The organism is Mucilaginibacter sp. HD30, assembly GCF_054061755.1.
This window is the reverse complement of sequence record NZ_JBSSEO010000001.1, coordinates 1,597,129-1,622,439: the sequence shown is the minus strand read 5'-3', so window position 1 is coordinate 1,622,439 and position 25,311 is coordinate 1,597,129. Positions and strand designations below refer to the sequence as shown.

The 25,311-nt window shown below is 41.3% G+C and carries 20 protein-coding genes; 5 read left to right on the top strand and 15 right to left on the bottom strand.

Annotated features, from left to right (window positions below):
• Nucleotides 1-2: 2 nt before the first annotated feature.
• The 7 genes from smc to ACVW2L_RS07890 form a co-directional block, all read right to left on the bottom strand.
• Entirely contained in the window at nt 3-3,548 is a 3,546-nt protein-coding gene (gene smc / locus ACVW2L_RS07920; RefSeq protein WP_457127425.1) for a chromosome segregation protein SMC, read from the bottom strand.
• An 84-nt stretch (nt 3,549-3,632) separates the two neighbouring features.
• Nucleotides 3,633-4,037: a hypothetical protein gene (locus tag ACVW2L_RS07915; RefSeq protein ID WP_457127424.1), complete on the bottom strand. Its 405-nt coding sequence runs from the start codon at nt 4,035-4,037 to the stop codon at nt 3,633-3,635.
• Between the two features lie 79 nt (nt 4,038-4,116).
• Entirely contained in the window at nt 4,117-6,459 is a 2,343-nt protein-coding gene (topA, locus tag ACVW2L_RS07910) for a type I DNA topoisomerase (RefSeq protein WP_457127423.1), read from the bottom strand.
• A gap of 164 nt (nt 6,460-6,623) precedes the next feature.
• Complete coding sequence (gene mnmA, locus ACVW2L_RS07905; RefSeq protein WP_457127422.1) at nt 6,624-7,712, bottom strand: tRNA 2-thiouridine(34) synthase MnmA; 1,089 nt, start codon at nt 7,710-7,712, stop codon at nt 6,624-6,626.
• Between the two features lie 455 nt (nt 7,713-8,167).
• Complete coding sequence (locus tag ACVW2L_RS07900) at nt 8,168-9,016, bottom strand: hypothetical protein (protein ID WP_457127421.1); 849 nt, start codon at nt 9,014-9,016, stop codon at nt 8,168-8,170.
• 100 nt (nt 9,017-9,116) lie between these two features.
• Entirely contained in the window at nt 9,117-10,139 is a 1,023-nt protein-coding gene (locus ACVW2L_RS07895) for a DUF2268 domain-containing putative Zn-dependent protease (protein WP_457127420.1), read from the bottom strand.
• 175 nt (nt 10,140-10,314) lie between these two features.
• The gene (locus ACVW2L_RS07890; RefSeq protein ID WP_457127419.1) at nt 10,315-10,494 is read right to left on the bottom strand and encodes a hypothetical protein; all 180 of its coding nucleotides are present in this window, start codon (nt 10,492-10,494) and stop codon (nt 10,315-10,317) included.
• Between the two features lie 139 nt (nt 10,495-10,633).
• Here ACVW2L_RS07890 and ACVW2L_RS07885 point away from each other — a divergent pair, with 139 nt between their 5' ends.
• Nucleotides 10,634-10,876: a hypothetical protein gene (locus ACVW2L_RS07885; RefSeq protein WP_457127418.1), complete on the top strand. Its 243-nt coding sequence runs from the start codon at nt 10,634-10,636 to the stop codon at nt 10,874-10,876.
• Nucleotides 10,877-10,998: 122 nt separating this feature from the next.
• Here the strand turns inward: ACVW2L_RS07885 and ACVW2L_RS07880 are convergent, their stop codons facing one another.
• The 6 genes from ACVW2L_RS07880 to proB all read right to left on the bottom strand — a co-directional run bounded on the left by ACVW2L_RS07880 (nt 10,999) and on the right by proB (nt 17,789).
• Nucleotides 10,999-12,159, bottom strand: a complete 1,161-nt coding sequence (locus ACVW2L_RS07880; protein ID WP_457127417.1) for an FAD-dependent oxidoreductase — start codon at nt 12,157-12,159, stop codon at nt 10,999-11,001.
• Nucleotides 12,160-12,185: 26 nt separating this feature from the next.
• On the bottom strand, nt 12,186-12,944 hold the full coding sequence (locus ACVW2L_RS07875) for a helix-turn-helix domain-containing protein (RefSeq protein WP_457127416.1): 759 nt from the start codon (nt 12,942-12,944) through the stop codon (nt 12,186-12,188).
• 100 nt (nt 12,945-13,044) lie between these two features.
• Nucleotides 13,045-13,254 (bottom strand): hypothetical protein, encoded by a 210-nt coding sequence (locus ACVW2L_RS07870; RefSeq protein ID WP_457127415.1) that lies wholly within the window; start codon nt 13,252-13,254, stop codon nt 13,045-13,047.
• A gap of 361 nt (nt 13,255-13,615) precedes the next feature.
• On the bottom strand, nt 13,616-14,980 hold the full coding sequence (locus ACVW2L_RS07865) for an NAD-dependent succinate-semialdehyde dehydrogenase (protein WP_457127414.1): 1,365 nt from the start codon (nt 14,978-14,980) through the stop codon (nt 13,616-13,618).
• Nucleotides 14,981-15,459: 479 nt separating this feature from the next.
• On the bottom strand, nt 15,460-16,704 hold the full coding sequence (locus ACVW2L_RS07860) for a glutamate-5-semialdehyde dehydrogenase (RefSeq protein ID WP_457127413.1): 1,245 nt from the start codon (nt 16,702-16,704) through the stop codon (nt 15,460-15,462).
• 5 nt (nt 16,705-16,709) lie between these two features.
• Nucleotides 16,710-17,789, bottom strand: coding sequence for a glutamate 5-kinase (gene proB / locus ACVW2L_RS07855; protein WP_457127412.1), 1,080 nt, complete (start codon nt 17,787-17,789; stop codon nt 16,710-16,712).
• 260 nt (nt 17,790-18,049) lie between these two features.
• Here proB and ACVW2L_RS07850 point away from each other — a divergent pair, with 260 nt between their 5' ends.
• Nucleotides 18,050-19,075 carry a CvpA family protein gene (locus ACVW2L_RS07850; RefSeq protein WP_457127411.1) on the top strand — a complete coding sequence of 342 codons (1,026 nt, stop codon included), beginning with the start codon at nt 18,050-18,052 and terminating at the stop codon, nt 19,073-19,075.
• Nucleotides 19,076-19,077: 2 nt separating this feature from the next.
• Here the strand turns inward: ACVW2L_RS07850 and cobA are convergent, their stop codons facing one another.
• Complete coding sequence (gene cobA, locus ACVW2L_RS07845; protein WP_457127410.1) at nt 19,078-19,806, bottom strand: uroporphyrinogen-III C-methyltransferase; 729 nt, start codon at nt 19,804-19,806, stop codon at nt 19,078-19,080.
• Between the two features lie 177 nt (nt 19,807-19,983).
• Between cobA and ACVW2L_RS07840 the strand changes: the two genes are divergently transcribed.
• On the top strand, nt 19,984-20,790 hold the full coding sequence (locus ACVW2L_RS07840; RefSeq protein WP_457127409.1) for a glycosyltransferase: 807 nt from the start codon (nt 19,984-19,986) through the stop codon (nt 20,788-20,790).
• Here ACVW2L_RS07840 and ACVW2L_RS07835 read toward each other — a convergent pair.
• Nucleotides 20,783-23,488: an ATP-binding protein gene (locus ACVW2L_RS07835; protein WP_457127408.1), complete on the bottom strand. Its 2,706-nt coding sequence runs from the start codon at nt 23,486-23,488 to the stop codon at nt 20,783-20,785. The two genes, ACVW2L_RS07840 and ACVW2L_RS07835, sit on opposite strands and share 8 nt — an antisense overlap.
• Before the next feature lie 193 nt (nt 23,489-23,681).
• Between ACVW2L_RS07835 and ACVW2L_RS07830 the strand changes: the two genes are divergently transcribed.
• Entirely contained in the window at nt 23,682-24,077 is a 396-nt protein-coding gene (locus ACVW2L_RS07830) for a response regulator transcription factor (RefSeq protein ID WP_457127407.1), read from the top strand.
• A gap of 13 nt (nt 24,078-24,090) precedes the next feature.
• Nucleotides 24,091-25,296 carry a sugar transferase gene (locus tag ACVW2L_RS07825; RefSeq protein WP_457127406.1) on the top strand — a complete coding sequence of 402 codons (1,206 nt, stop codon included), beginning with the start codon at nt 24,091-24,093 and terminating at the stop codon, nt 25,294-25,296.
• The last annotated feature ends 15 nt before the right edge of the window (nt 25,297-25,311 follow it).

The window sequence follows — 25,311 nt, the reverse complement described above, 5'->3', positions numbered from 1 at the left end:
TGTTAATCTGCCAGTTGCCTGATATCCACAGGTACAACGCGAGAGATACCTTGTTCAACCATTGTCACACCATAAATTATATCGGTGCTGGCAATGGTTCTTTTGTTATGGGAAACAATGATAAACTGCGACTGGTTGGAGAACTTGCGGATGATATTATTGAATTTATCAATGTTTGTATCATCAAGAGGCGCATCAACTTCATCAAAAATACAAAACGGGGCCGGCTTTAGCAGGTAAAGCGAAAAAAGTATCGCGGTGGCCGTGAGCGTTTTTTCGCCGCCCGATAGCTGGTTGATTGACAATGGCCGTTTACCCTTTGGTTTAGCAATAATATCAATATCGGACTCTAATGGGCTTTGCGGATCAGACAGTACCAGATCGCAGGAATCTTCTTCATTAAATAGTGAGCGGAAAACATGAATAAAGTTCTCGCGCACCAATGTAAAAGAATGCATAAATTTTTCGCGGGCGGTGTCGTCAATCTCTTTTATAGTAGAAAGGAGAGAGGCTTTAGCTTCCGCCAAATCCCTTTTCTGGTTCTGAATAAACTCATAACGTTCATTCATTTCATTATAGGCCTCAACCGCCATTGGGTTAATAGCGCCAAAGTCATCCAGCTGATTTTTTAATTTTTCTGTACGGGCGCGCAATGCGGTTTCGTCTTCGTCAGCAGCGGCAGTGTCCTTCTCCGGAAGGTCCTGAATATCCACATTAAACTCCACTGAAAGCCGTTCCTTCAAGGCATTTAGTTCAATGCGCAGGTTATTGCGTTTGTCGCGAAGTTCAGCTTCAATAACCTCTGTATTCTCTTTTTTACGTCTTAAAGCGCTTATTGCTTCTTCTGCTTCGGTTATTTTGCCACGCAGCTCATAATATTCCCGCTCTGCTTCTTGTGTAGCTTTTTCAAGGTCATCCTTTTGTGTATACATTTCCAGCAAAGTATCATCAGATAGGTCTGAATGTTGTAAATGCTGTTGTATAGCCTCTTTCACCTTCTCCAGTTCGGCGCTGTTTTGGCGTATGCGGCCGTCAAGGCTCTCTTGTTGGGTATCTCTGTATTCTAAATCTTTTATTAAGCCTGCAACCTTATTTTGCTGCTGATGGAAACGTATGTTCTCTTGATTATAAGCGTTGGCATGAACAGTCACTGCCTCGTTAACTTCGTTAAAGGCAGATTGCTTGTCCAGCAACAGTTCAGCTTGTGCTTGTTTACGTTCTTTAAGCTCTGATAATAAGGGCTGCAAACTCGCCATCTCTTTCTTTATTCCCGCTATTCGTTTAGCTATGTCTTCCTTGCGGTTAAGGCTGGTTTCAATAAAGGTTTCATACTGTTCCCGCCGCGTTCTAACGGTAATCAACTCGGTGGTTAAACGGTTAAGTTCTTCCTGCTTTTGTTTTACTAAAGCGGCTTTACCGGCTGCTTTCAAATCTGCCGAACGCGTTTGTAATTCGTTAGCACGTGTTTTTAACTCAAACAAATCAATATCCAGGCCTTTAATTTCTTTAGCAAGGTTTTCCAGATTTTTAGCGCGACCTATACGTTTACCCTCAAACAACCCTACCGAACCACCCGCCATTGTGTATTTGGTTTTGCTGAACTTGCCGCTCTGCGCCAACAGCACCACACCTTCGGGCAGTGCACTGTTATTAAGTTCCGCTTCGTCGTTTACCAGATAAACATTTTTAAGCAGGTGCTTACAAAGCGACTGGTATTTTTTATCAACCTCGGTTACGTTCAATGCGGGGATACGTGTGCCGTTAACGCCCTCTTTAAAGGGGATTATTTCAGCATCATCAGCATAATTACTCAATATAAAAAACTGTGCCCTTCCGCGCGACGCACTGCTTAATAGATTAACTGCTTTTATAGCGTCATCATACGTATCAACCACGTAATGGTTCATTAATGGCTCCAGGTAGTTTTCTATCGCCACACGGTATTGTTCGCGGCAAAACAAAACATCGCTAAAAAGCGGAACGTTCTTTACCCAATCGTTGTTGTTTTTAAGAAAACGGATAGATTCAGGGAAACCCTCCAGGTTATCTACCAAACTTTTGGTAAGATTGTACTCATTTTGTTTCGCGTCCAGCTTGCGGCTTTCGAGTGTTATTTTTTCTTTAAGGGTTGATAGTTCCTCACCGGTAGCTGTTATTTGCTGTTGTAGCACAGTTTCCCGCTCAACTTCCTCTGCTACCTCCACTTCCAGTTTTTCTGCACGCTGCTCCAGGTCGGCCACTACCTCATTAAAGTGGGAGAGTTCAACCGTTTTGTTACTGGCATCATCCATATTGCGCTGGCTTTCCTGTTCCAAAGCCTGCTCTTGTATCTTTAAGATGTCAATATCTTTCTCCGCCTTATAAACCTGATTTTGAAGACTATTGTTAATGTTATTTAACTCATTCAGCTCATTGCGGGCCGCTGTTTGCTCTATGCGGATATCATCAGCAAGAGATTTTAACTCTGCTACTTTCTCTGTTACTGTTTTAAGATTTTCATCTTCCTGCGCTTTTTCTTCCGATAACCGCTTAATGTTATATAGCACATGATCGAGCTGCTTACGGTCGCGATCAAGTTCTTCGCTCAGGCGGCTTTCCTTATCCTGTTGAAATTTTAGCTGCTCATTCTTTATCTTCTTCTCGCTCTCGTAAGCGCGAATCTTCCCGACAAACTCATTAGTTGCCTTTTGCTGGATGGACAGATTTTTTTCTTTGGTAACACTTTCAAGCTTTTGCTTTTGTACATCGGCCTCAAGCTTATCCATTAGCGTGGTTATGCCCACCTTTTCCTCACGTTGTTTTAACTCCAGCATCTCAATGCTGCTTAATGATTCGGTAAATGAAGCCAGACGGAAGGAGGCCAGTTTAATGCTAAGCGTTTTATATTCCTCTTTTAACCGATAATAACGTTCTGTTTTTTTAGCCTGATTCTCCAACATTTTCAGGTTCTTCTGAATCTCGAACAGCAAATCTTCCACACGCTCCAAATCAGCCTCTGTATCCTTTAACTTGTTAAAGGTTTGCTTTTTACGGAGTTTATATTTAGAGATACCTGATGCTTCTTCAAATAAATTGCGCCGTGACCCTTCTTTGTTTGAGATGATCTCCTCAATCATCCGCAACTCAATTATAGCATATGAATCAGAGCCAACACCGGTGTCCAGAAAAAGGTCTGTAATATCCTTTAAACGGCATTGTACATCATTTAAACGGTATTCGCTCTCGCCGCTGCGGTACAGTTTGCGTGTTAAGGTAACCTGCGAATATTCAATAGGGAGGATGTTTTTGGTATTATCAAAAGTAAGCGATACTTCTGCAAGGTTGGCGGCTTTACGGCTCCTGGTGCCATTAAAGATCACGTTATCCATCTTCTCAGACCGTAACATGCGCGTGCTCTGTTCGCCCAGTACCCAACGTATGGCGTCAACCACGTTTGATTTTCCACAGCCGTTTGGCCCAACAATGGCCGTTACGCCCTCGTTAAAATTAATGGTGATCTTATCGCCAAAGCTTTTAAAACCCTTAATCTCTAATTGAGTAAGCTGCATTTATAGGTAATCCTGCCTTAAATAATTTCAGGCTTCAAATTACATCAAAAAATTGGATAGGTAAAAATTTGGGGTTGATATTTGTTATTTTATCATAACGCCGGGTTTGTTAACCAGCGGCAGTTTAATGAAATTGGAATCGACTATGCTTTCAGGGAGAAAGATGAATTTTTTATCATATATCTGGGTGCCTATGTAGTAGCTTACCCAATACTCATTGTTTAAACCGAAGGTTTGGTCGTCAATAAGTTCTATAGCTTTAAAACCGGTCCCTTCAACTACCGGGAACATGTGCCTTAATACAGAAGTTTTTACCTGCTCTCCATCTTTTTCCCCGTAGCCTTTTGATGTTATGAGCACATTCTCAATAGGTTCTTTTTTAAGGTTGATCAGATATACATACCAGGTTTTGCTCTCGCTGCTTTCGCCCTCAAGCGCCACCGCTACGGCTATGTCTTTAACTTCGTTATCGGGGAGGTCTTTTATCATTTGGTTGATTATGTTGATTGGTTGATTAAGTGAGTAGTTAAACTATTTAACCATCCACTTAATCAACCTAATAAACCACTCACTTCTTCTTAGCAAACTTCTTACCACCTTTTTTAGGCGCTTTACTGTCGGCATCGGCTAAGGCCTTACATTGTTCAAACGTTAGGGTGGTAGGGTCTGTTATATCCTTTGGTATTTTTACGTTCTGTTTGCCAAACTCAATGTATGGCCCCCAGCGGCCGTTCAATATTTTAACTGTTGCGTCTTCATCAAATGCCTTTATCAACTTTTCAGCATCTTTTTTGCGTTTGGCCAGTATCAGTTCAATTGCCTGTTCTTCGGTAACATCATGCGGGTCAATTTCTTTAGGCAGCGATACAAAAGCGCTGTTGTGGCTAATGTAAGGTCCAAACCTGCCGATGGCCACCTTCATTACCTTGCCTTCAAATTCGCCCACATTTTTGGGTAATTTAAACAGTTCAAGCGCTTCTTCTAACGAGATAGTCTCTATGCTTTGCCCGCTACGTAAACTCGCGTAGAGCGGCTTATAATCCTTATTATCGTCGCTGGCATTTTCACCTATCTGTACAAACGGCCCATAACGTCCAATGCGTACGGAGATCTTCTGTCCGTTTTCGGGGTGAAGACCCAATTCACGTTCTCCGGTAGCTTTATCTGCAGTCTGGATGGTGTTTTCCACATCCTGATGAAAGCCGGTATAAAACACCGAGATCATCTTAGTCCATTCTTCCAGTCCCTGAGCGATCTCGTCAAACTGTTTTTCAACTTTAGCGGTAAAGTTAAAGTCGACAATGCCATTAAAATGCTGTACCAAAAAATCATTTACCACGGCACCAATATCAGTAGGAGAGAGCTTCCCTTTTTCTGCACCGGTTGTTTCGGTACGCTCGTCTTTAGCAATGCTTTTATCTTTAAGGGTTAATACCCTGAATTTGCGTTGTTTGCCCTCGCGTTCCTCTTTTACAACATAACCACGGTTTTGTATGGTAGAAATAGTAGGAGCATAGGTAGATGGACGACCTATACCCAGTTCTTCTAGCTTTTTAACCAAACTCGCTTCGGTATATCGTGATGGGGGACGAGAGAAACGCTCGGTAGCAGTCATTTCCTGCAAGTCCAAAAGCTGACCTTTGGTTAGAGGTGGCAACATGCTGTTATCTTCGTCTTGTTGATTGTCTTCTTCCTCGTCGTTTGATTCCAGGTAAACTTTCAAAAAGCCGTCAAATTTCATTACCTCTCCGTTGGCAACCAATTCATCCTTTCGGGTTGATATGCCAATTTTTGCGGTGGTTTTTTCAAACTGCGCCTCGCTCATTTGCGATGCTATGGCACGTTTCCATATCAGTTCGTATAAACGTTCTTCAGAGCTGTCACCAGCTATTCTATGGTTATTAAAGTAGGTGGGGCGAATGGCCTCGTGAGCTTCCTGCGCTCCGGCGCTTTTGGTTTTATAGGTACGGCGATTATAATATTTATCGCCATAGGCACTCATAATCTCCTGCGATGCAGCTTGTAAGGCCGTCTCAGATAAATTAACACTATCGGTACGCATATAGGTGATATGCCCAGACTCGTACAACCGCTGTGCCACCTGCATGGTGCGCGAAACCGAGTAACCCAGCTTGCGACTGGCTTCCTGTTGTAAAGTAGATGTAGTAAAAGGCGCAGCAGGCGACCGTTTAGTTGGCCTTTTATCTAACGAGTTTACGTTAAAGATGGCATCAACACAATCAGCTAAAAATTTCTGCGCGTCATCCTCTTTGGCAAAGCGTTCTGCCAGTTCTGCTTTAAATGATTGCTTGCCTTTGCCAAATATGGCTACTATTTTAAAAGCAGCTTCTGAGTTAAATTTATTGATCTCGCGTTCGCGGTCTACAATCAATCTAACAGCTACAGACTGCACCCTGCCAGCAGATAAGGAAGGTTTAACCTTTTTCCATAATACCGGCGACAGCTCAAAACCCACCAATCTATCTAAAACACGGCGAGCCTGCTGGGCATTTACCAGGTTATAATTTATTTTACGCGGATTGTCAATAGCAGCTAAGATGGCCGGTTTGGTAATTTCATGAAAAACAATGCGCTTGGTGGTCTCATCCTTCAGGTTAAGCGTATCAAACAAATGCCATGATATGGCTTCTCCTTCGCGGTCCTCGTCCGATGCCAGCCAAACCATGTCGGCCTCCTTAGCTAATTTCTTTAACTCGCTTACTACCTGCTTTTTGTCTGCGGGCACCTCGTATTTCTGTTTAAAGTTATTGGCTACATCAATGGCGTCTTCAGACTTTACCAAATCACGGATATGGCCGTAGCTCGACTTTACAGTGAAGTCTTTGCCAAGATATCCTTCAATGGTTTTGGCCTTAGCCGGTGATTCTACAATGAGTAAATTTTTAGCCATTAAAACAGTATTTTCTGCAAATAAAAGATAAAGAACCCGAAACGCAAATTTGTTGGGCGCTTTTATTTTAAAGATGTATTAATTAATTATGGAAAACTTAATGATTTTTATATTTTTTGACAAGGTTTTTTTGCAATAATGCAATAAAATAGCCAAATATTGGCTTACATCAAAAAACCGCCCCCTAAAAGGTCGTTGCCTTCGTAAAAAACAGCCGACTGCCCCGGGGCCACGCCTGATACCATATGCGCGAAGTCTACCTTCATATGATCTCCCATTTGAACGATGCTGCTTTCCGCGCCGGCATCTTTGTACCGTATTTTGGTAACAGCCTCCATAGGCTCTGTAATACTGGCGTATTTTATCAGGTTAAGGTCTTTAACCCAAGCTTGTTTACGATGCAGTTCATCTTCGGTACCTAAAACAACCGTATTGGTGTGCGGATCAATGCGGGTAACAAACATAGGGTGCCCCAGTGCAATGCCCAAACCACGGCGCTGACCAATGGTGTAAAACGGATATCCCTGGTGTTTGCCCACTACGGTGCCATCAGTGAGTACAAAATTACCTCCGACAACCCTTTCCTCCAGCGCAGGTACTTTGTGGCGCAGAAAAGCTCTGTAGTCGTTATCAGGCACGAAACAGATCTCATAACTTTCGCTTTTACCAGCAAGTTCTATCTGCCCCATATCTAAAGCCATCTGTCTTATTTCAGGCTTAGAAAAGCTACCTAACGGGAATCTGGTACGCGCCAGGTTTTGCTGCGAAACGCCCCACAGCACGTAAGATTGATCTTTATTCTCGTCTTTTCCCTTTGATATTACGTAGCGGCCGTTATCCTGTAAGCGGATATTCGCATAGTGCCCGGTGGCAATAAACTCGCAATCCAGTTTGTCGGCGCGTTTTAAAAGCGCCTCCCACTTAATATAGGTATTACAGAGCACGCATGGGTTAGGGGTGCGGCCCGCCAGGTATTCGTCAACAAAGTTGTCAATCACAAAATCGCCAAACTCATTGCGGATATCCAGGATATAATGCGGGAAGCCATAACCAACGGCTAAAGCACGGGCATCATTAATGCTATCCAGGCTACAGCAGCCGGTTTCTTTTGAGCTTCCACCGGCAGATGCATAGTCCCACGTTTTCATGGTGAGGCCAATTACTTCATACCCTTGCTCATGCAACATAACTGCCGCAACCGAGCTATCCACCCCGCCGCTCATGGCCACCAATATTCTACCGTGCTTACTCATTATTGGTGCAAAGATAGTGATTAGTTGATTAGTGGTGTTTTTGGTGAGCGAATTTGGCTTTTGGGTGACGGTGGGAGGGTAGATGAGGGGATGATGTTACGCAAAGGTAAGCGTTGCGGGGGGTGATATAACCCTGCTGTGGGATTAATACACTTATTTGATATATTTAATTAAGTAAACGTCGTAATTATTTGGCTTGCAATGCTATTTTCGTTTTAGTTAAGGTTTAATATCGCCAAATTTTGTGACTTAGTTTTGCCGAACCAACGTCAATGGTTGACAAAAATGACTTGTTAACATAATTTAAGCGGGACGCGTAAATTAGTTAGCATCCAAGCGAGACGCTTGGACGAGCGGGCGGGTCGGTCATTAGTTGAGAATTTTCAGAAATTTAGAACATTTTCGATTACTGCTCTCAATACGGGTGGTGTGTACTACCGAATACTCATCAGTTGTTAAAGATCCTCGAAGTGCATTGATGTTCCAGGTTTTTCACTTTTGAAAATTTCAAAGTTTTTATTATATATAAAATCATTAAACTCTTCTTCGGTAATTGACCCTTTCCTGGGGAAATCTAATTGAGACCCGTCTAAAGGCCAAATCCGAGCATAGTTATCAATAAGGATTTGGTTCTCGGCAAACGTAATTCCCTTCTTTGCATTGTATTTAGTCAGAAATACAAAATTTTTAATGCCAAAAATTGCAACCTGTGCATGTGGTTCTACATTTCCAGATAATATTTCGAAAGGCGAATTTAAGCTAATTGCACGACATGAAAAGGAACGTTTATATTTTTCTGATTGTGACCTTCCTATCCAAATTTCCCAGCTCGACGATGGCGACAGATTTTCCTTTAAATAAACTCTTTCATCCTTTTTTACCACTTGCACGCTATGTTTATCATAGCCTAGCATGATCGACATTAGTGCCATCCATGAGGACAATGTTGCCTTTTGTTCGTCGCAGATTTTAATGTTTTTGAGGTCGATCAAGTCGATAAGTAGAGGTTTGGCCTTCACTTCAAGATCAGAAATCCAACCACCATTGCATATTCTGCAAACATTCTTTGTCCGTTTTGCGCTTGTTTTTCCTTGCTTTTTTTCTACAGAATTATTCTCGTCAAAGATTCCATTTTGAAAACTCGCTTTCATTGTGTTCTGCATATAATTGAATGTCGGATCAGGATATATATTATTTATCCATTGTGGAAATAAATGCTGTTCGATTAGCGGTAGCCCCCCACAGAATACACAGGGTTTTTTGAAGATTGAGATTTTTTTCTTTCTCCTTTTATTTGATGCCATGTCAAAAATTTTGCTTGGTAGCGTATAAAAATCTTTCCTTCACATCCAAACTTGCCGCTTGGACACACAAAATTTTAAGCGTCCCGCTTAAATCAGAAACCTACTTTATTACAATCTCGCTTCTATTAAAAACTTCCTGAACAGGAAGATCATAAATATCTTTCCATGAATTTTTGCCGTGCTTGTTTACATAAGCCTCTACAATACGGAAACCCAACCAATAGAACAGCGTTTTAGGAGCATCGGGAAATAATTTATGCTTGTTATTTGTAAGTAAGGGGTTGTCGCCACTTTTATCTGCAAAAAATGGACTTAACTTTTTGAAGAGCTCATCTTGGTGGTTTACATACCATTGCCATTCTGTACTGCTCATCCTTTCTACTACTTCGTTTTTGGGTATCTTTCTATCAAAAAACACCCAGGTAAAATAACATGCAAACCCCTCGTCAATAGCCTGCGCTAAAGCGCTCCCTTTCTGCGGGTCTTTTATTTTCCGCTTCTCGTAAGCAAGGTGGTTAAGTTCATGCGGAATGCCTTTATTAATAATGTAGTTCAGGTCGTTATGACTATTATTTAGTTCAAGGGCAAACTGATTGGCGTTACAGCCACCAAAGCCAATACCTTGCATTGGTGTAAATAGCAGGCTTATTTCCGCCTCGGGCCTGTATTTTACCAGGCTATTAAATTTTTTCAGATTAAATGCCAATACGGAACCTAAGTTCATACCTAAAAGCTGACGGGTTAGCTTATCAAACTGTAATTTGTTTTTAGGATAAATGGACCTGTTCCAGGCAACCATGCCCGATGGATTATTGAACTTTTTAGCGTTTTCATCGCCAAATATCATAGCATAACAGCTATCCCACAATTGTTGATGCGGGCGGTATACTTCGTTTACTATCAGCAGGCTATCGAAATTGCCGCCCATATGGGCAAGAATTTGATTTTTAAACAGGTTGTGTATAATTATATTGCCAACCTTTGTTTCATCAGGCAATCTTCTTAAACTATCTTCCAGTGTTGTATTGCTGTTTTTTTGCGATAGCGTTTGGGAAAAGCTGTTATTTAAATTTGCTGTTAGCGCGATAAATGCCAGTATAGATAAGATTGCGTTTTTGGTCATTGTCAGGTTGGGATAACAGACGCTAATATAACTATAAAGCATGTTCTTTAAAATAGCCGGCATGCTGTAATGGCTTTGTCCGCTCAGGGTCTCCTGTAAGACCCCTGAGCTTGCACAATCACCGGGAATCGCAGGTACTCTACTAGAGGCCCTGCGCAGACGGAATGATACGTTATTAGCCGCCAATAGTTTCGTCCCGTTTCTGTTCTTGCTTAGCCGCGTCCGTATCACGTGGAATACCCTCTGCCGCATCTTCTCCCTGCTGTTCAATAGCAGCATTTACTTCGCCACCGGTTTCCAAATCGCCACCGATCTCATCCGTTTGTTCTCTGTTGTCGTTCTCTTGTTTATTCATGGTCTTTTTCTTGAATAAACCTGCCCGGCAACTTTCAGTTTTATGGATAAATACGTAAAAATTGCGGTAAAATACGTGTATTGTAACACTTGAAAACCGGCCGCCGCCTAATTTGGTTTATCTTTTAAAACAACATACTATGGCAAAGACAGCACATGGCGGTTTTACTCCGCCCAAGGGCAATCCATCTGGCAACGGGCGTAGCCAGCAAGGAATAAAAGATCTGGCGGGCGTATCACCCGAAACAGACGAACAATTGGCGGAGCGTTATACGGAAGGCGACGGAGATGATGTAGCAGCAAACGTGCACCTGCAGCATCCTAACCGCAACGTAAACAAAGGTGAGGACACCAATAAACCCAATAAAAAATTAGACTTGTAAGTTAGTCTTAGCTGTTTTATATCCGCTCAATGTGGTCTGCAAGAGACCCTAGATTGCACAATCAACGGGGACCGCCGAGGCGTTGGCATACCAAAGTTGGACTTATAACTATAACCAATGGGTTAATATCCATTAAACATTGCCACCATGACAGCCAACGCATTTTCAGAATGCATCAGTTCTCCATTATTCAATGATTCCTGTGCCGCCGTCGCCGCTCTTTCACGCATGGTTGTTTCGTAGGCTGCTATAGCATGTTGCACTGTTAGGTAGTCATTACTGGTGAGATGTTTACTCAATTCAAGAGCATCCAACATGGCCACGTTGGCCCCTTCGCCGGCAAAAGGTGGCATAACGTGTGCAGCATCACCCAAAAGGGTAAGGTTGGGCAGCGCTTGCCATGTTTGATCAAACGGAGCGCAGTAGATTGGGCGCGGAATAAATGGCGGGGTTGCATTGGCAAATAGTTGGTGCCAAATATCACTCCACTCAGCATATTCTGTTTTAAACCAGGCCAGCACTTTTACTGGGTCGTTATAATCCAAGCCGCTGTTAGCCGCCCAGTCTTCCGTAGTTTTAAAACTGGCATAAAAACCCAGATCTCCATTGCCCTTTTGCCCCATCAACAGATTTTTTCCGTTGCCAAAAGCCATGATCTTGCCGCCTTTTATCAGCGCATTAATTTGGGGCACGGTGTTTTTTGCATCATAAACGTTCCCTTCAAGCATTGTGATACCCGAATAAAATGGTTTAATATCAGTTACGTAAGGTCTGATCTTTGAATTGGCGCCATCCGCAGCGATAACCAGGTCTGCGTAGGCAGATGAGCCGTTTTTGAATTGTAATAACCAGCCCTCACCCTGTTTTTCCATGGATAGGAAATGACTGTTCCACACTACGGTGTCTTGCTGTAAAGCTTCCAATAATATTTTCCGCAAGGAGCCCCGGTCTATCTCTGGTCTGAAATGTTCATGTCCGAAATTTTCATCTGTTTTTACATCATGATCGGAAAAGAAAATCTCCGCACGTTCATTCATGATAAGCTCTTTGTCTGCACCGGGCAAAAAACTGTTTTTGAACGTTTCGAGCAAACCGGCCGCTGCTATGGCCGCCAGGCCGGAACCTTCGTGCATGTCAAGCGGCGCCCCCTGCACCCGGGCATATTTATTGATGTCGCGCTCATATACTTTTACCTTAACACCATTCATTTGTAAAAGCCTTGCCAGTGTTAGGCCGCCGGGACCGCCGCCCACAATGGCAACCAATTTATTTTCTAATAACATATTTATACATTTAATACGCTACAAAGCTATTGCTGCTTAAGAACGGATAATAGTATAAATCGGTCGTTTTCGTTTTTATTCAATTTTGCCGGCACCACGCCCGAGAACTTTTTTATTTCTTTAATAAAATGATTCTGGTCGCTGAAGTTAAGTTCCGGAAACAATTTTCCGTCGGCTATATGTGGCAGCGATGCTCTGAAACGCAGAATGTTGCAATAAACTTTTAGCGACAGCCCCAATTGCTGATTGAAATAACGATTTATCTGGCGACTTGCCCACGCGGCATTGTCAGACAGCTGCTTTACGCTCATCTCGCCTTTTGACGCGTAAATATCCTTGAACAGTTTGCGTTTTCGTTCATCAATTGCCCGGGGGAGTAGCGATGTTACTGTTTTTGTTATCTTTTGATAAAATGTATCAAAGTTATCTAAGTCTTCAGCAGTAAAGCCCCAAAAACCTATCTGCAATATTTTAGCTGTGTTTAACAGGCTGCTGATTGACTCTTTTAAAATATATTCAACTGCTAAAGGTTTAAAGCTGATAACAAGAGCGCGTGTTTGTGGCGGAACGCTGCGTTGTTCTGGCGCAGTTTCCAAACCGATCAGGAAGATCTGGAAGGGTTTATCCGCAGTTTGCCAAAAGAACAAGTCTATCCGTCCGTCGGGCAATACAACTACCTCCCGAGTTTCGTTGTCTGACGTGTTATGAAACATACCGATGCTTTCAACAAAATCAGTAAGCGGCCCGGGTGCGGGGATGAAGTGTAACCGGAAATCAGGATTCATGATGTAAGGTACCTATAAATCTCAATCATCAATAGTTCTGTTCATACTCAAAGCTTGGAAGTGCAAAAATTGCAAGTCCCGGCTTACAATAAACTCATACTTACCGCATAAACCAATGCACATAGCTGCAACTGCCGCAAACAAAACATGTTGCGGTGCTACCCATCCATTCTACGTTAAAAATGGTTTGGGTAGGTGAGTGCATTTGCTCTTTCCGCACGTAAAACGTATCATTTTTGCAAAACATGCAGATAAGCTGTTTATTATCAATTTCATATTTTGTCGGTTCTTCCGCGCTAAATAGTCCCATGTTGTGTTATTTAAGATGAGGTGTAGTCTTTAGTAGTGTGACGATAAATTGAAACTAATGTTACACTGTACGCTAAGGAGATCACAAATGGCATTGTTAAGATCAGCGCTAATTCTTCAAAAAGAGTGTTGCTAAACTGTTGCTAAAGTGTTGCTATTGTGTTGCAGAAAAGTGTAAATTTTCAACCTATACAATTGCTTGATAATTAACGTATTACAATAAATTTATAGCTAATTACAGTAACCAATAAGTCAGTGAATAACTGCTAATGATTTATTTATAACTTATTAATAATAAGACAATTATAAAAAGTGTTGCACTTTTTATGCCGGTAACGTGTATTTTTTGCAACACCCCGTTTTCAGGCGACCCAAACCGTCTTAATGTTCACAAATTCGTGTATGCCGAACATTCCCAACTCGCGCCCATAACCCGATTCTTTGATGCCTCCAAAAGGCAGTCGCGGGTCTGACTTTACCAGACCATTCACAAAGCACGAGCCTGCCTCCAGTTGGGTTGCAGCGATGCGTTCCCCGCGTTTACTATCTGCGGTAAACACAGCTCCACCCAAACCAAAAACACTATCGTTGGCAATGCGGATAGCCTCTGCTTCGTCACGGGCGCTTATAATTGCCGCCACGGGGCCAAACAGTTCTTCGTCATAAGCAGGCATTCCCTTTTTTACGTTGCTGAGCACGGTAGGAGGATAGAAGGCGTTTTTGCCGTCAGGTACTTTACCGCCTAAAAGACACTTAGCGCCTTTAGCGATTGATTGTTCCACCTGCTGGTGCAACTCATCGCGCAAATCAACCCGCGCCTGCGGACCGACATCTGTTGCCCCATCCAACGGGTCGCCCATAACTTTGGCCGTCATCTTTTCTACAAACAGGCGGGTAAACTCTTTTTCAACAGATTTAACTACCACAAAGCGTTTGGCAGCAATACAGCTTTGCCCGCCGTTAATTAAGCGACTGTTAACGCAGATCTCGGCAGCCTTGTCTAGGTCAGCATCTGCTAATATAATATAGGCGTCGCTGCCACCGAGTTCTAAAACGGTTTTCTTTATCAAAGATCCGGCCTTCTCTGCTACTTTTTTACCTGCGTTGGTACTACCGGTGAGGGTTACAGCTTTTATTAATGGATTTTCTATAATGGCGCCAACGGCTTTGCTATCTACCAATAGCGTTCTAAATACGTTATCAGGGAAGTCCGCTTCCTTTATCAGATCCTCAATTGCCAATGCGCAACCCATAACGTTTGATGCATGTTTAAGCACCCCGCAATTACCAGCCGCCAGGGCAGGAGCCAGGAACCTGAAGACCTGCCAGAACGGGAAGTTCCAGGGCATTACCGCCAGCACAACCCCAATAGGGTTAAAGGTTACATAGCTTTTTGAGGCGTCGGTGTTTATTGCTTGATCTTTTAGAAAGTTGGCTGCGTTTTGCGCATAGTATTCGCAAGCGGCGGCACACTTTTCTATTTCGGCCACGCCTTGTTTTAAAGGCTTCCCCATTTCTGCAGCCATCAATTGAGCCAGTTGGCTTTTGCGGTTGAGTAACTTCTCAGACAGCGCCATTAGCAGCTTGGTTCTTTCATCGGCAGCGCTACCTTTCCAGGTTAACCACGCAGTGTGCGTTTTATGTATAATATCATTTGCCTGCTTGTTAGTGTGCGGCTTATAGGTAGCAATAGTTTTGCAATTGGAGGGATTGACAGACAGTAACATAAGCAGATAATTTGTCGGTAAATTTTGTTATTTATTTTCAACGCAGCAGAATGATTTTATCTGCCGTTTTAAAAGATGTTACGATAATATCCAAAATCGCGCCGAAAATGCTTTTTTAATGTGCTTTTATAGGTGATTTCGAGCAGTTTTAATCAAATTAAGTTTTAGTAAATTAACTAATTTGTTGCAAATTTTATAGGTAATCAGTGTTTAAACTACCATTATAAAATAGCTGTAAAATCATTGTTAAAAAATTACTAAAAGTTATGCTAACTATTGCAAAAAGTGATTGAAGATATAAATTTGTTATACCCCTAAAAACAAAAGAGATGAAACTAATCAAGCAATTGTCAATTGAACAAAAGATGCAAGTGGTAATCCTCACAATCATTTGCTTCGCCGCCCTTATTAACTATATAAGGATGTAACCCCAACAAAATCAACCATGTATCGGATGGGCCGGTACATGGTTTTATATCTTAAGCCCTTACCTGCCCGTTACCTTTTATTAACCATTTATAACTTGTAAGCTCTTGTAAAGCCATAGGGCCGCGTGCGTGTAATTTTTGCGTGCTTATGCCTATTTCGGCACCTAAACCAAACTGAGCGCCGTCTGTAAATGCAGTAGAAGTATTAACATAAACGGCAGCAGCATCAACGCGATTTAAAAACACCTCCATATTCCTCTCATCCTCAGTGATAATAGCTTCGCTATGTTTTGAACTGTATGTTGCAATATGGTTTAAAGCTTGCTGCAAATCATCAACCGTTTTTATCGACATTTTCATCGACAGAAATTCTGTCCCAAAGTGTTCTTCACCCGCCGGATGAAGCAGATCGGAAGGGTAGGTGCCTTTTAATGCAGCGAAAGCGCGGTCATCAGCAAAAATGGTGACACCAGTCTCGCCAAGTGGTTTGGCTAATTTTGGCAGATCATCCAATCGCGAGGCATGGATTATGGCACAATCTAAAGCATTACAAACGCTAACCCTTCGTGTTTTTGCGTTGAATATAATTGCAGTTCCCTTTTCAAGGTCGCCCGACTCATCAAAGTAGGTGTGAACAATGCCTGCGCCGGTTTCTATCACCGGTACTTTGCTGTTTTGGCGAACACTGTTTATCAACCCCTGGCTACCACGAGGTATTATGACATCAACAAAACCAACAGCTTGCATGAGCGCTTCGGCGGCTTCGCGTTCTTTGGGTAGCAATACAGCAACATTTACGTCAATATTATGCGCCGCCAATACTTTATGTATTACGTCAATAATAGCCTGGTTGGAGTAGGCTGCGTCACTACCGCCTTTTAATATACAGATGTTTCCTGTTTTAAAACACAAGGCAAATACATCAAAAGTTACATTAGGCCGTGCCTCATATATAACGCCCACTACACCAAGCGGTACGCTTATTTTTGATATGTTTAAGCCGTTTGGTAAAGTTTTATCAGATAAAATATGGCCAAGTGGATTTTCTAACTGAGCTACGTTAACGATATCTTTAGCTATATCACTTATGCGTGCTTCGGTAAGCTTAAGCCTGTCGTAATTTGGATTTGCCGGATCCATGCGATCCAGATCTTTTTTATTCTCCTCAAGTAAACGTGCAGTTTGTGTAACGGTTTCCGCTGCCAGCGCTTCAAGTACGCTATTAATTTGCGCGGTAGTAACGTCAAGATTGCGCGCAGCTAGTGCAGCGCTCTCCAAATATGAAGTATAGCTCATTGTAATTATGATTGAAGGTAAAGATAATCATAATGTACCAATGGCTTTTGGTTTTTAAGGCCCATGCTTTCCTTCGCCTTATCTGCGCCGTACTCAGCAATACCTAAGCCAATCAGTTCATTATTGTCATCTATCAATTTGATTATCTCTCCCTTTTTAAAGTCTAATACGATATCTGTAATGCCCACCGGTAATAAACTGGTGGCTTTATTAGATGTAAGTGCCTCCCGCGCGCCGGCGTTAACTTGCACTATGCCGGTTGCTGCTTTTTCAGAATGCGCTATCCATTTCTTTTTTTCTGAAGCATTTTTGGTGGGCAAAAAATGCGTCTGAATAGCGGTGTTTTCTAATACATCCAGCAAAATATTATCTTTTGTACCATTGGCTATATGCACGGAAATACCCAGTCTCGACGTTTTTTGCGCCATCGTGGATTTAGTGATCATACCGCCCCTGCCAAACTGAGATTTACCTGAGGTAATAAATGAAGAGAAGTCAATATCCGTTTCTTTTACTTCACTAATAACTGATGAGCCCTCCAAACTCGGATCGCCATCATAAATACCATCAACGTTTGTTAATAATATCAATGCTTGCGCATTTAACATAGATGCTATAAGCCCGGCCAACTCATCATTGTCCGTAAACATCAATTCCGTTACCGATACCACATCATTCTCGTTAACTATAGGTACAACATTATGCTGCAAAAGTATTTCAAGACAGTTCCTCATATTAAGGTAATGCTGCCTGCCCTTAAAATCCTCGGTTGTTACCAATACTTGCGAACAGAGCAAATTATGCTGTTCAAACAAATGAGCGTAAATATTGATCAGTTTAACCTGGCCAATTGAAGCCAAAAGCTGCCTAACAGCAATGGCATCGTATTTATCGGATACTGATATCAGGCTTCTGCCAGCCGCTACGGCGCCAGAAGACACCAAAATGACCTCAATGCCCTGTTGTTTTATAGCAGCTATCTGGTCAACCAACTTACCTATCCGTACCTGATCGGGCAGGCCATTGCTTTGCGTAAGCACGTTTGAACCAATTTTTATTACAATACGACGATAGCTAAAACTCATGATTTATGTTAAAAAACTGGCATAAATATCAAAAAAAATACCGGTTTTAAAGGGTTTTTGGTATAAAATGTTTTAAAAAATTACAAACCGTACATCTTAAGCTGATTACAAACATTAATTGATGCTTTTTTGGTAAAAAACATGTTAAAATGAAAATTTTTGACTTAAAATATATTTTTTTACACTTTTTTTATATGTTTTTTAACCATCGGCAACACCACATAAGTTTGGTGCTGCTGATTTCACCACAGTTATAAAACATGCTCATATTTGAAATGTTGCTTGAATATATTATCATTTTAAACAATATTCGTTTATTTGTTATCAGCCGTCAAATGAATTATATAGATATTATTTTACTGTTGGTTATTGCGTTAAGCGTGTGGTTTGATATAAGACGCGGTTTCATTATATCCTCATTATTTTTGCTCTCGTGGGTATGCAGCCTCACAGCTGGTTTTCTTCTGTATAAAAAGTTCGGTGATATAATATCGAAGTTTTTACCTGTGGTTGAATTCTGGATGTACCCGCTGAGTTTTATTCTGATACTGGTAACGGCACGTTATATATTTGATAGCATAACTACCCTCATTTTAGATAACGTTCCTGATCGGGTAGACAATCATATAATTAATAAAACAGCCGGCGTTATCCCTGGCCTTATTAACGGCCTTATATGGTCTGCACTTTTAGCTACCTTTCTAATATTAACACCCCTTACAAAAGTTTCTCGAGATACACGCGACGCCCGTTTTACAAATGGACTTACATCAAAGGTAAGCTGGCTGGAGAAAAAACTCTCGCCTATATTCGGCGAGGCATTTAACAAAACTGTCCGCAAAACTACGGTTGACGGTGAGCATGATATGGTTACCCTGCCGTTTAAAGTGGCAGACGCAGCAGTTCGCCATGACCTGGAAGCCGAGATGTTGATATTGGTTAATAAGGAGCGAGCAATAAAGGGGTTAAAGCCCGTTAAAGTGGATGAGGAATTAGCAAGAGTGGCACGTAAGCATTCTATGGATATGTTTGTGAGAGGATATTTTTCGCACTATACCCCTGAAGGCAAAGATCCATTTGACAGGATGAGAAAAGATAAGCTTGTTTTTTTAACCGCGGGAGAAAATCTTGCGTTGTCTCAAACGCTGGATATGGCGCACGACGGCCTGATGAAATCGCCCGGGCATCGTGCCAATATACTTAACCCTACATTTGGGCGGCTCGGCATCGGTATATTAGATGGAGGCATATACGGCCTTATGATCACCCAAAATTTCAGGAACTAACGTTAGGGCGCAAGTTGGACTACGGGGCCGATAATTATTAGCGCGGGGTAAGTTAGCTGTTTACTATCTGCTAAAACTGCCAGGTCCTTTACTTTACCTTTTGCAGATTTTTGTTGCGGTAACGATGCGTGTTGTATAATTGCCGCCGGCGTATCGCCTTTTCCTGCCTCAATATATGCTGCTGATATTACCGGGATCTGCTTCATTCCCATATAAATAACAACGGTGGTATTGCTTTGCATAGCCAGTTTCAGATCTGAAGAAAGCGTACCGTCTTTTTTTGTACCTGTAATTGCCCATATTCCCTCGCTTACAGCACGGTGGGTTAGGGGGATATCGCCTAAACCCGAAGCCTGCATGCTGGTTACACCGGGTATATAATGCGTTTTAATACCATGCTCACGGGCATACAATATTTCTTCAAACCCTCTTCCAAAAATAAAAGGATCGCCACCCTTAAGGCGAACTACTCTGCCGCGACTAAAGGCAAAATGCTTTATCATGGCATTAATATCTTCCTGGGGTGTGTATGCGCCATAAGGTTGCTTACCTACATAAACATGATCGCAGTCTTCGGGGGTTAGGTCAAGTAACTGCCTATTGGCCAGGTTATCATATAAAACCGCTCCGGCTGTTTGTAAAATTTTGTATGCTTTCACCGTAATAAGCTCCGGATCGCCGGGGCCGGCACCAACAACGAACAACTCTGGAGTAATTTCTTTTTGTTCCATTTTATTAAAGGAATGCTATAAACAGGCAGGCAAATATAACCGCTATTTTAATGTTGCCATCTGTACCAAAAAAAATAAACGATAAGCGGACGAATATTAATTGCCCCGGGTAGCACCTTTTTAGATAAATACCGTATAAATGTTATATTTATAAATATTTATACAACGCTCCTGCAAATGAAGCCAGTTTTTATCCCACAATACATAAGCGACTATTTAAAGAATAACAACCATGCTGCAACCACACTACAAGAAATAAGCAATGCCTATAACCGCAATCTGGTTAAAGTAGGCGTTCCTGATGTTTCTATTGTGATACCTGCTTATAATGAGGAGGAGAACATTGTGCCAACCTTAGCATCGTTGTGTAATAACATAACAACTAAAAATGTTGAAATAGTTGTTGTAAACAATAACTCGAAGGATAAAACCGAAGAACTGGTTAAGGCATGTGGAGTAAACTGCATTTTGCAAACCATACAAGGAATAACACCTGCGCGCAACTTTGGGCTACAGCACGCGCAAGGCAAGTATACCTTAAACGCCGATGCAGACACGATCTATCCAAAAAATTGGATAGAGGAAATGACCAAACCTCTTGAAAATGCAGAAGTAGCCTGTACTTACGGCATTTTTTCGTTTATACCGATTGGAACCACCGGAAGAATTACTTACTATTTTTATGAGTGGTTTGCTGAGCTAACGCGTTTTTACAACAAATTCAAAAAGACCGAAGCTGTAAATATGTACGGCTTCAACTCCGGTTTCAGGCGCGAACAGGGTTTGCAGGTTGATGGTTTTAACCATCCGCCCGGAACTAACGAAGACGGGTATCTGGCACTTAAATTAACCGCGAAGGGTTTCGGGAAAATGTATAGGGTAAACAACGCTGTAGTTTGGACAACAGACCGCCGGATACAAATTGATGGCGGCCTTTGGAAAGCCACCGCCAAACGCTTAAAAAGAGTTTTTAATATTAAGTAGTAAACAAATCCGGGTAATCTTGCCGTAACTGCCTAAAAACTTTTTCCAAACCGGCGTCAAGCAGGTTGATCAAGGCGTTAGGATCGCCGGTTTGCGTTTCAAGATCAACCACGTGCGGAACCAGGAAGGTTACCCCCATGTTGCCAAAGGTTGATTTTAACTTATGCGCAATTTGCCCTACCTCCGTCCAGTTATCTTTGCTTGCGGCATCCTTTAATTTGTCAAAGTCCTTGCCCACAAAATCAACAAACATTACTATCATTTTTTCAATAAAGGCCGGATTGCTTTTGCCAATGGCTTCTATCATTGAAATGTTATATAGTTTTTCTTCCGGTTCGATGGATGCAGGGTGCGGCTCTTCAATTGATCTGCTCTCAATTTGCTCTGAAGATTGGCCTGCTAAATTTAAAACCTCGTTTATCTTTTCGTGCAATTTTTCTTCAGCGTATGGCTTGGTGATATAGTCATTCATGCCCGCATCGCGGTATAACTTGGCATCGCCCTGTAAAGTATTAGCAGTAAAAGCTATTATGGGTATTTGTGCTTTTTCGTTATCAGGCAGTTCTCTAATGTGGCGGGTAGCTGTTATTCCGTCCATTTCGGGCATTTGAATATCCATCAATATCAAATCGTAATTATTCTCTTTAACTTTATTTACGGCTTCCTTTCCGTTGACGGCTATATCTACGTTTCCGCCCCATGATTCGAGCATAGTTTTTACTAAAAACTGATTCAACTCAATATCCTCTGCCACCAATATCTTTTTATTGATCTTAGAAAGATTTAAAACCGGAGTTTTCATTTCGCTTACCGCCTGCAACTGTCCGCGTTTAAACGGCAAGCTAAAAGTAAAGGTGCTGCCCTTATGTACTTCGCTGGAAAGCTCGATGTTACCGCCTTGCATCTCAACCAGGTTTTTGCTGATGGATAAGCCAAGCCCCGTGCCTCCAAACTTGGTAATGTTTGACGAGCCTTTAACAAAAGGATCAAAAATCGTGTTAATCCGATTTTCCTGAATCCCTATGCCGGTATCTTCAACAACAAACTCAACAATAACATCTGTTTCTGTATAATGAAGCAAGCTAAGGCTAACATCAATTGATCCTTTATTAGTGAATTTAATTGCATTGCTTAACAAATTGTTTAGTATTTGAGCCAAACGATGCTGATCTCCGATTATTACCAAATTAGAGGGGAGAGTACAATTAAAAGATAGCTCCAGCTTTTTCTGCTCGGTCTTGTATTGAAAGGAATGTACAATTGATTTAACCTTATCAACAACTTTAAATGCATGGTGCTCAAACTCAATTTTGCCCGAACTGATCTTCTCCATGTCAAGTATATCATTTATGATAGTTAACAGATTGTTAACAGAATCTGATATAAGGTGGGCGTAGTGTGTTTGTTGATTGTTTAACGTTGTTTTGGTAAGTAAATTTGTAACACCCAGTATACCGTTCATAGGCGTACGTAACTCATGACTCATGTTGGCCAGGAAAGTATCTTTTACTTTCGCCATTTTCTCTGTATTGCGCTTGGCCAACAATAACTCTTTTTCTGCCAGTATTCTTTCTGTAATATCCTGCGAAAACCCTATAATATATGGCTTGCTATCTTGCTCCTCAACCTTGTAATTTTGATAGAAAAGATATTTTGTTGCTCCGTTTTTATGACTGGCCCTGAATATGCCTTTGCTTACACCCGAAGAATTAACTTTTTGCAGATATTCTGTTTGTATTTTATCCTGATCAAAAACAGGGAGTAGTATTTTAATGTTTTTATTCACTACTTCGTTGCTGCTATAGCCTAAAACAGTTGAAATTGCCGGATTAACAGATAACATTGTGCCATCCAGATCATGCGTATATATCAGGGCAGGAGAAAAATCATATAGATCACGGTATCTTTTCTCGTTTATCTTTAATTGTTCTTCTATTTTTTTTCTGTCGGTTATATCTAAGCCATAACCAATAATAAAATCTACATTGTTTCGCTCATCCAGCACCGGACACATATTTCTCAGCATTATAACGACAGCGCCGTCGGGCGTTGTTATGTGCTCTTCCCAAGTTGTTTGCTGTTTAGTACGCATCACTTCGTTAAAGTTTTGCCGCCTTACAGCAGCTAAACTTTGCGGCCTGTTTCTGTAAGTGCAATATTCCTCATCAGTTTTACCTATAGTCCATTTTCTAAGTTTTGGATCTTTAATGGCACCTGGGTTTATAAATTGGTAAGTTTGATTAGTGTCTAACACGACAACGTCCGATGGAAGCTCATTTAATACCCGCTCAAAAAAATGTTCGTCAAAAGACATCCCCAGAGCCGGCTGGTTATTTTGAACGTCCGTATCGTTTTGGATTAAATTTGTGTCGTCTGATAAAATGTCCCCGGCAAAAAGATACTTCCCGGTTTGTTTAAGATATTCAAGGTTACCTTGTAATACAACACCCGGAGTGCCTATTACATTTATCTTCATGTTAAACCCGCCAAGCTCTGTAATATTGCGCTGATGCGCGTTTTCACCGCCGTGATCTGTAATCTTAAAAACATTATTAAAATACTGACCGGGATTATTGCCTATAATTTCACTCAAAGCCTGGCCAAAACCCTCTATACTAAAATCTTTATTGATTAAAATATAATAAGGGAACAGCCTATTAAGTTGTTCATTATCAAAAGTATATTGCACTACGGCCATTTATAAGAAGCTATATTACGTAAAATACGCAAGGAATGTTTAAAGCAGGTTTAAAAAGTGTTCGAAAAAAAATTAATTTATTAGCTAACTTAACAAAATTAATTGCGTTAAAAGGTAACAAAATACACACCGAAAAATATTGGTAAAAAAATATTCGTATACTTATTTACAATTTACCACAGCTTTGCTTAATATGAACTTTACAAACAGCAGCCAAACAAAAATACTTATTGTAGAAGATGACCTGTATATGCAGGCCATACTAAAGGAATTTTTAAGCGCTACCTACGAGATACAAATTTCGCAAGACGGTATGGAGGCGCTGGCCTTTATGCAAAGTGGAAATGTACCTGATCTGATAATTTCTGACCTAAACACACCAAAACTAAACGGGTTAGAACTTATAACACAAATAAAGGTGAGTGATTTTTTCAAATCAATACCCATAATAATACTATCGGGCGAAGACAGTTCGGAGAAACGTATTAAATGTTTAGATAGCGGTGCTGATGATTTTATTGTAAAGCCGTTTAATCCTGCAGAGCTGGAAGCACGTATAAGAGTAGTTTTAAGACGCATTGTGAACTAAGCAAAGCAGGGCCATGAGCGAAGAGAACACTGAAATAAAGAATAAAAAGCTAATTGCGCTGATAGGTTTTGATGAAACTGCGGCAGCCATATTTAATACCCTGAATTTTGGCGAGTACGAACTTGCGTACTATAAAAACGGCATGGAGATGGCTGTTGTGTGGCAAAGTGAACAATTGCCAATAGCTGCAATTGTTTGCAATAGCGAAATAATGGCGCCATCAGGCCTTGCTTTAGTTGAGGCCCTTAAAAACAAGGGTTTACCGTCGGTGCCGTTTTTTTTAATAGTTCACCATCTAAACAAAAATCTTGTCAAACTTGCCTTATCAACAGGAATAGCCGATGTGTTCAGGTTGCCCTTAAATGGAGAACACATACAGGAAAAGATAAACTTTTTGGTTGATAACTGGGCATCGCTCAAGGTTAACCTGCAAAACAGCGCACCAAAAGTTAAAAAAATTGAGCTCAGCAAAAGGGTTTTCGACCTTGTTTTTGCCGGGGGAGCTTTACTGTGTTTATCACCGTTATTTTTGATTATATATATACTTGTTAAGTTAGAATCAAAAGGACCCGCTTTTTACTACTCGTTGCGGGTAGGTACCGGATACAAGGTATTTAAGTTCTATAAATTCAGATCGATGTATGTAAATGCCGACCAGCGTATAAAAGATCTTAAGCACCTAAATCAATATAATATTGATGCTGGAAACGAGCCAAAAGAAACACAAACAGCTGCACACCAATTTTTATGCGATACCTGCCAGAGCTATGGAAAATGCCAGTATCCCTTACATGCAGATAATGTTAGCTGGTGCGAAAAGGATTTTAGATTTAGCAAACGAAATGCTGCGGGTTCTGCATTCTTCAAAATTAAAAACGACCCTCGCATAACTAAAATTGGCAATTTTATACGTAACACAAGTATTGACGAATTGCCGCAGCTTTGGAACGTTATTATAGGCAACATGAGCATTGTGGGCAACCGCCCACTGCCGCTTTATGAAGCTGAAAAACTCACTACTGATAAATATGTTTTGCGCTTTTCTGCTCCGGCCGGTATCACCGGGCTTTGGCAGGTTGAAAAGCGCGGCAAAGGCGAAATGAGCGAAGACGAAAGGTTAATGTTGGATAATACTTACGCCCAGAATCATAGTTTTAAAAACGATATAAAGCTGATATTGAAAACAATACCGGCGTTATTTCAAAAAGAGAGTGTTTAATTAAATGACAAACAA

Coding starts and splice junctions, on each gene's coding strand:
- smc (WP_457127425.1), bottom strand. CDS start 3,548: ATGCAGCTTACTCAATTAGAGATTAAGGGTTTTAAAAGCTTTGGCGAT.
- ACVW2L_RS07915 (WP_457127424.1), bottom strand. CDS start 4,037: ATGATAAAAGACCTCCCCGATAACGAAGTTAAAGACATAGCCGTAGCG.
- topA (WP_457127423.1), bottom strand. CDS start 6,459: ATGGCTAAAAATTTACTCATTGTAGAATCACCGGCTAAGGCCAAAACC.
- mnmA (WP_457127422.1), bottom strand. CDS start 7,712: ATGAGTAAGCACGGTAGAATATTGGTGGCCATGAGCGGCGGGGTGGAT.
- ACVW2L_RS07900 (WP_457127421.1), bottom strand. CDS start 9,016: ATGGCATCAAATAAAAGGAGAAAGAAAAAAATCTCAATCTTCAAAAAA.
- ACVW2L_RS07895 (WP_457127420.1), bottom strand. CDS start 10,139: ATGACCAAAAACGCAATCTTATCTATACTGGCATTTATCGCGCTAACA.
- ACVW2L_RS07890 (WP_457127419.1), bottom strand. CDS start 10,494: ATGAATAAACAAGAGAACGACAACAGAGAACAAACGGATGAGATCGGT.
- ACVW2L_RS07885 (WP_457127418.1), top strand. CDS start 10,634: ATGGCAAAGACAGCACATGGCGGTTTTACTCCGCCCAAGGGCAATCCA.
- ACVW2L_RS07880 (WP_457127417.1), bottom strand. CDS start 12,159: ATGTTATTAGAAAATAAATTGGTTGCCATTGTGGGCGGCGGTCCCGGC.
- ACVW2L_RS07875 (WP_457127416.1), bottom strand. CDS start 12,944: ATGAATCCTGATTTCCGGTTACACTTCATCCCCGCACCCGGGCCGCTT.
- ACVW2L_RS07870 (WP_457127415.1), bottom strand. CDS start 13,254: ATGGGACTATTTAGCGCGGAAGAACCGACAAAATATGAAATTGATAAT.
- ACVW2L_RS07865 (WP_457127414.1), bottom strand. CDS start 14,980: ATGTTACTGTCTGTCAATCCCTCCAATTGCAAAACTATTGCTACCTAT.
- ACVW2L_RS07860 (WP_457127413.1), bottom strand. CDS start 16,704: ATGAGCTATACTTCATATTTGGAGAGCGCTGCACTAGCTGCGCGCAAT.
- proB (WP_457127412.1), bottom strand. CDS start 17,789: ATGAGTTTTAGCTATCGTCGTATTGTAATAAAAATTGGTTCAAACGTG.
- ACVW2L_RS07850 (WP_457127411.1), top strand. CDS start 18,050: ATGCTCATATTTGAAATGTTGCTTGAATATATTATCATTTTAAACAAT.
- cobA (WP_457127410.1), bottom strand. CDS start 19,806: ATGGAACAAAAAGAAATTACTCCAGAGTTGTTCGTTGTTGGTGCCGGC.
- ACVW2L_RS07840 (WP_457127409.1), top strand. CDS start 19,984: ATGAAGCCAGTTTTTATCCCACAATACATAAGCGACTATTTAAAGAAT.
- ACVW2L_RS07835 (WP_457127408.1), bottom strand. CDS start 23,488: ATGGCCGTAGTGCAATATACTTTTGATAATGAACAACTTAATAGGCTG.
- ACVW2L_RS07830 (WP_457127407.1), top strand. CDS start 23,682: ATGAACTTTACAAACAGCAGCCAAACAAAAATACTTATTGTAGAAGAT.
- ACVW2L_RS07825 (WP_457127406.1), top strand. CDS start 24,091: ATGAGCGAAGAGAACACTGAAATAAAGAATAAAAAGCTAATTGCGCTG.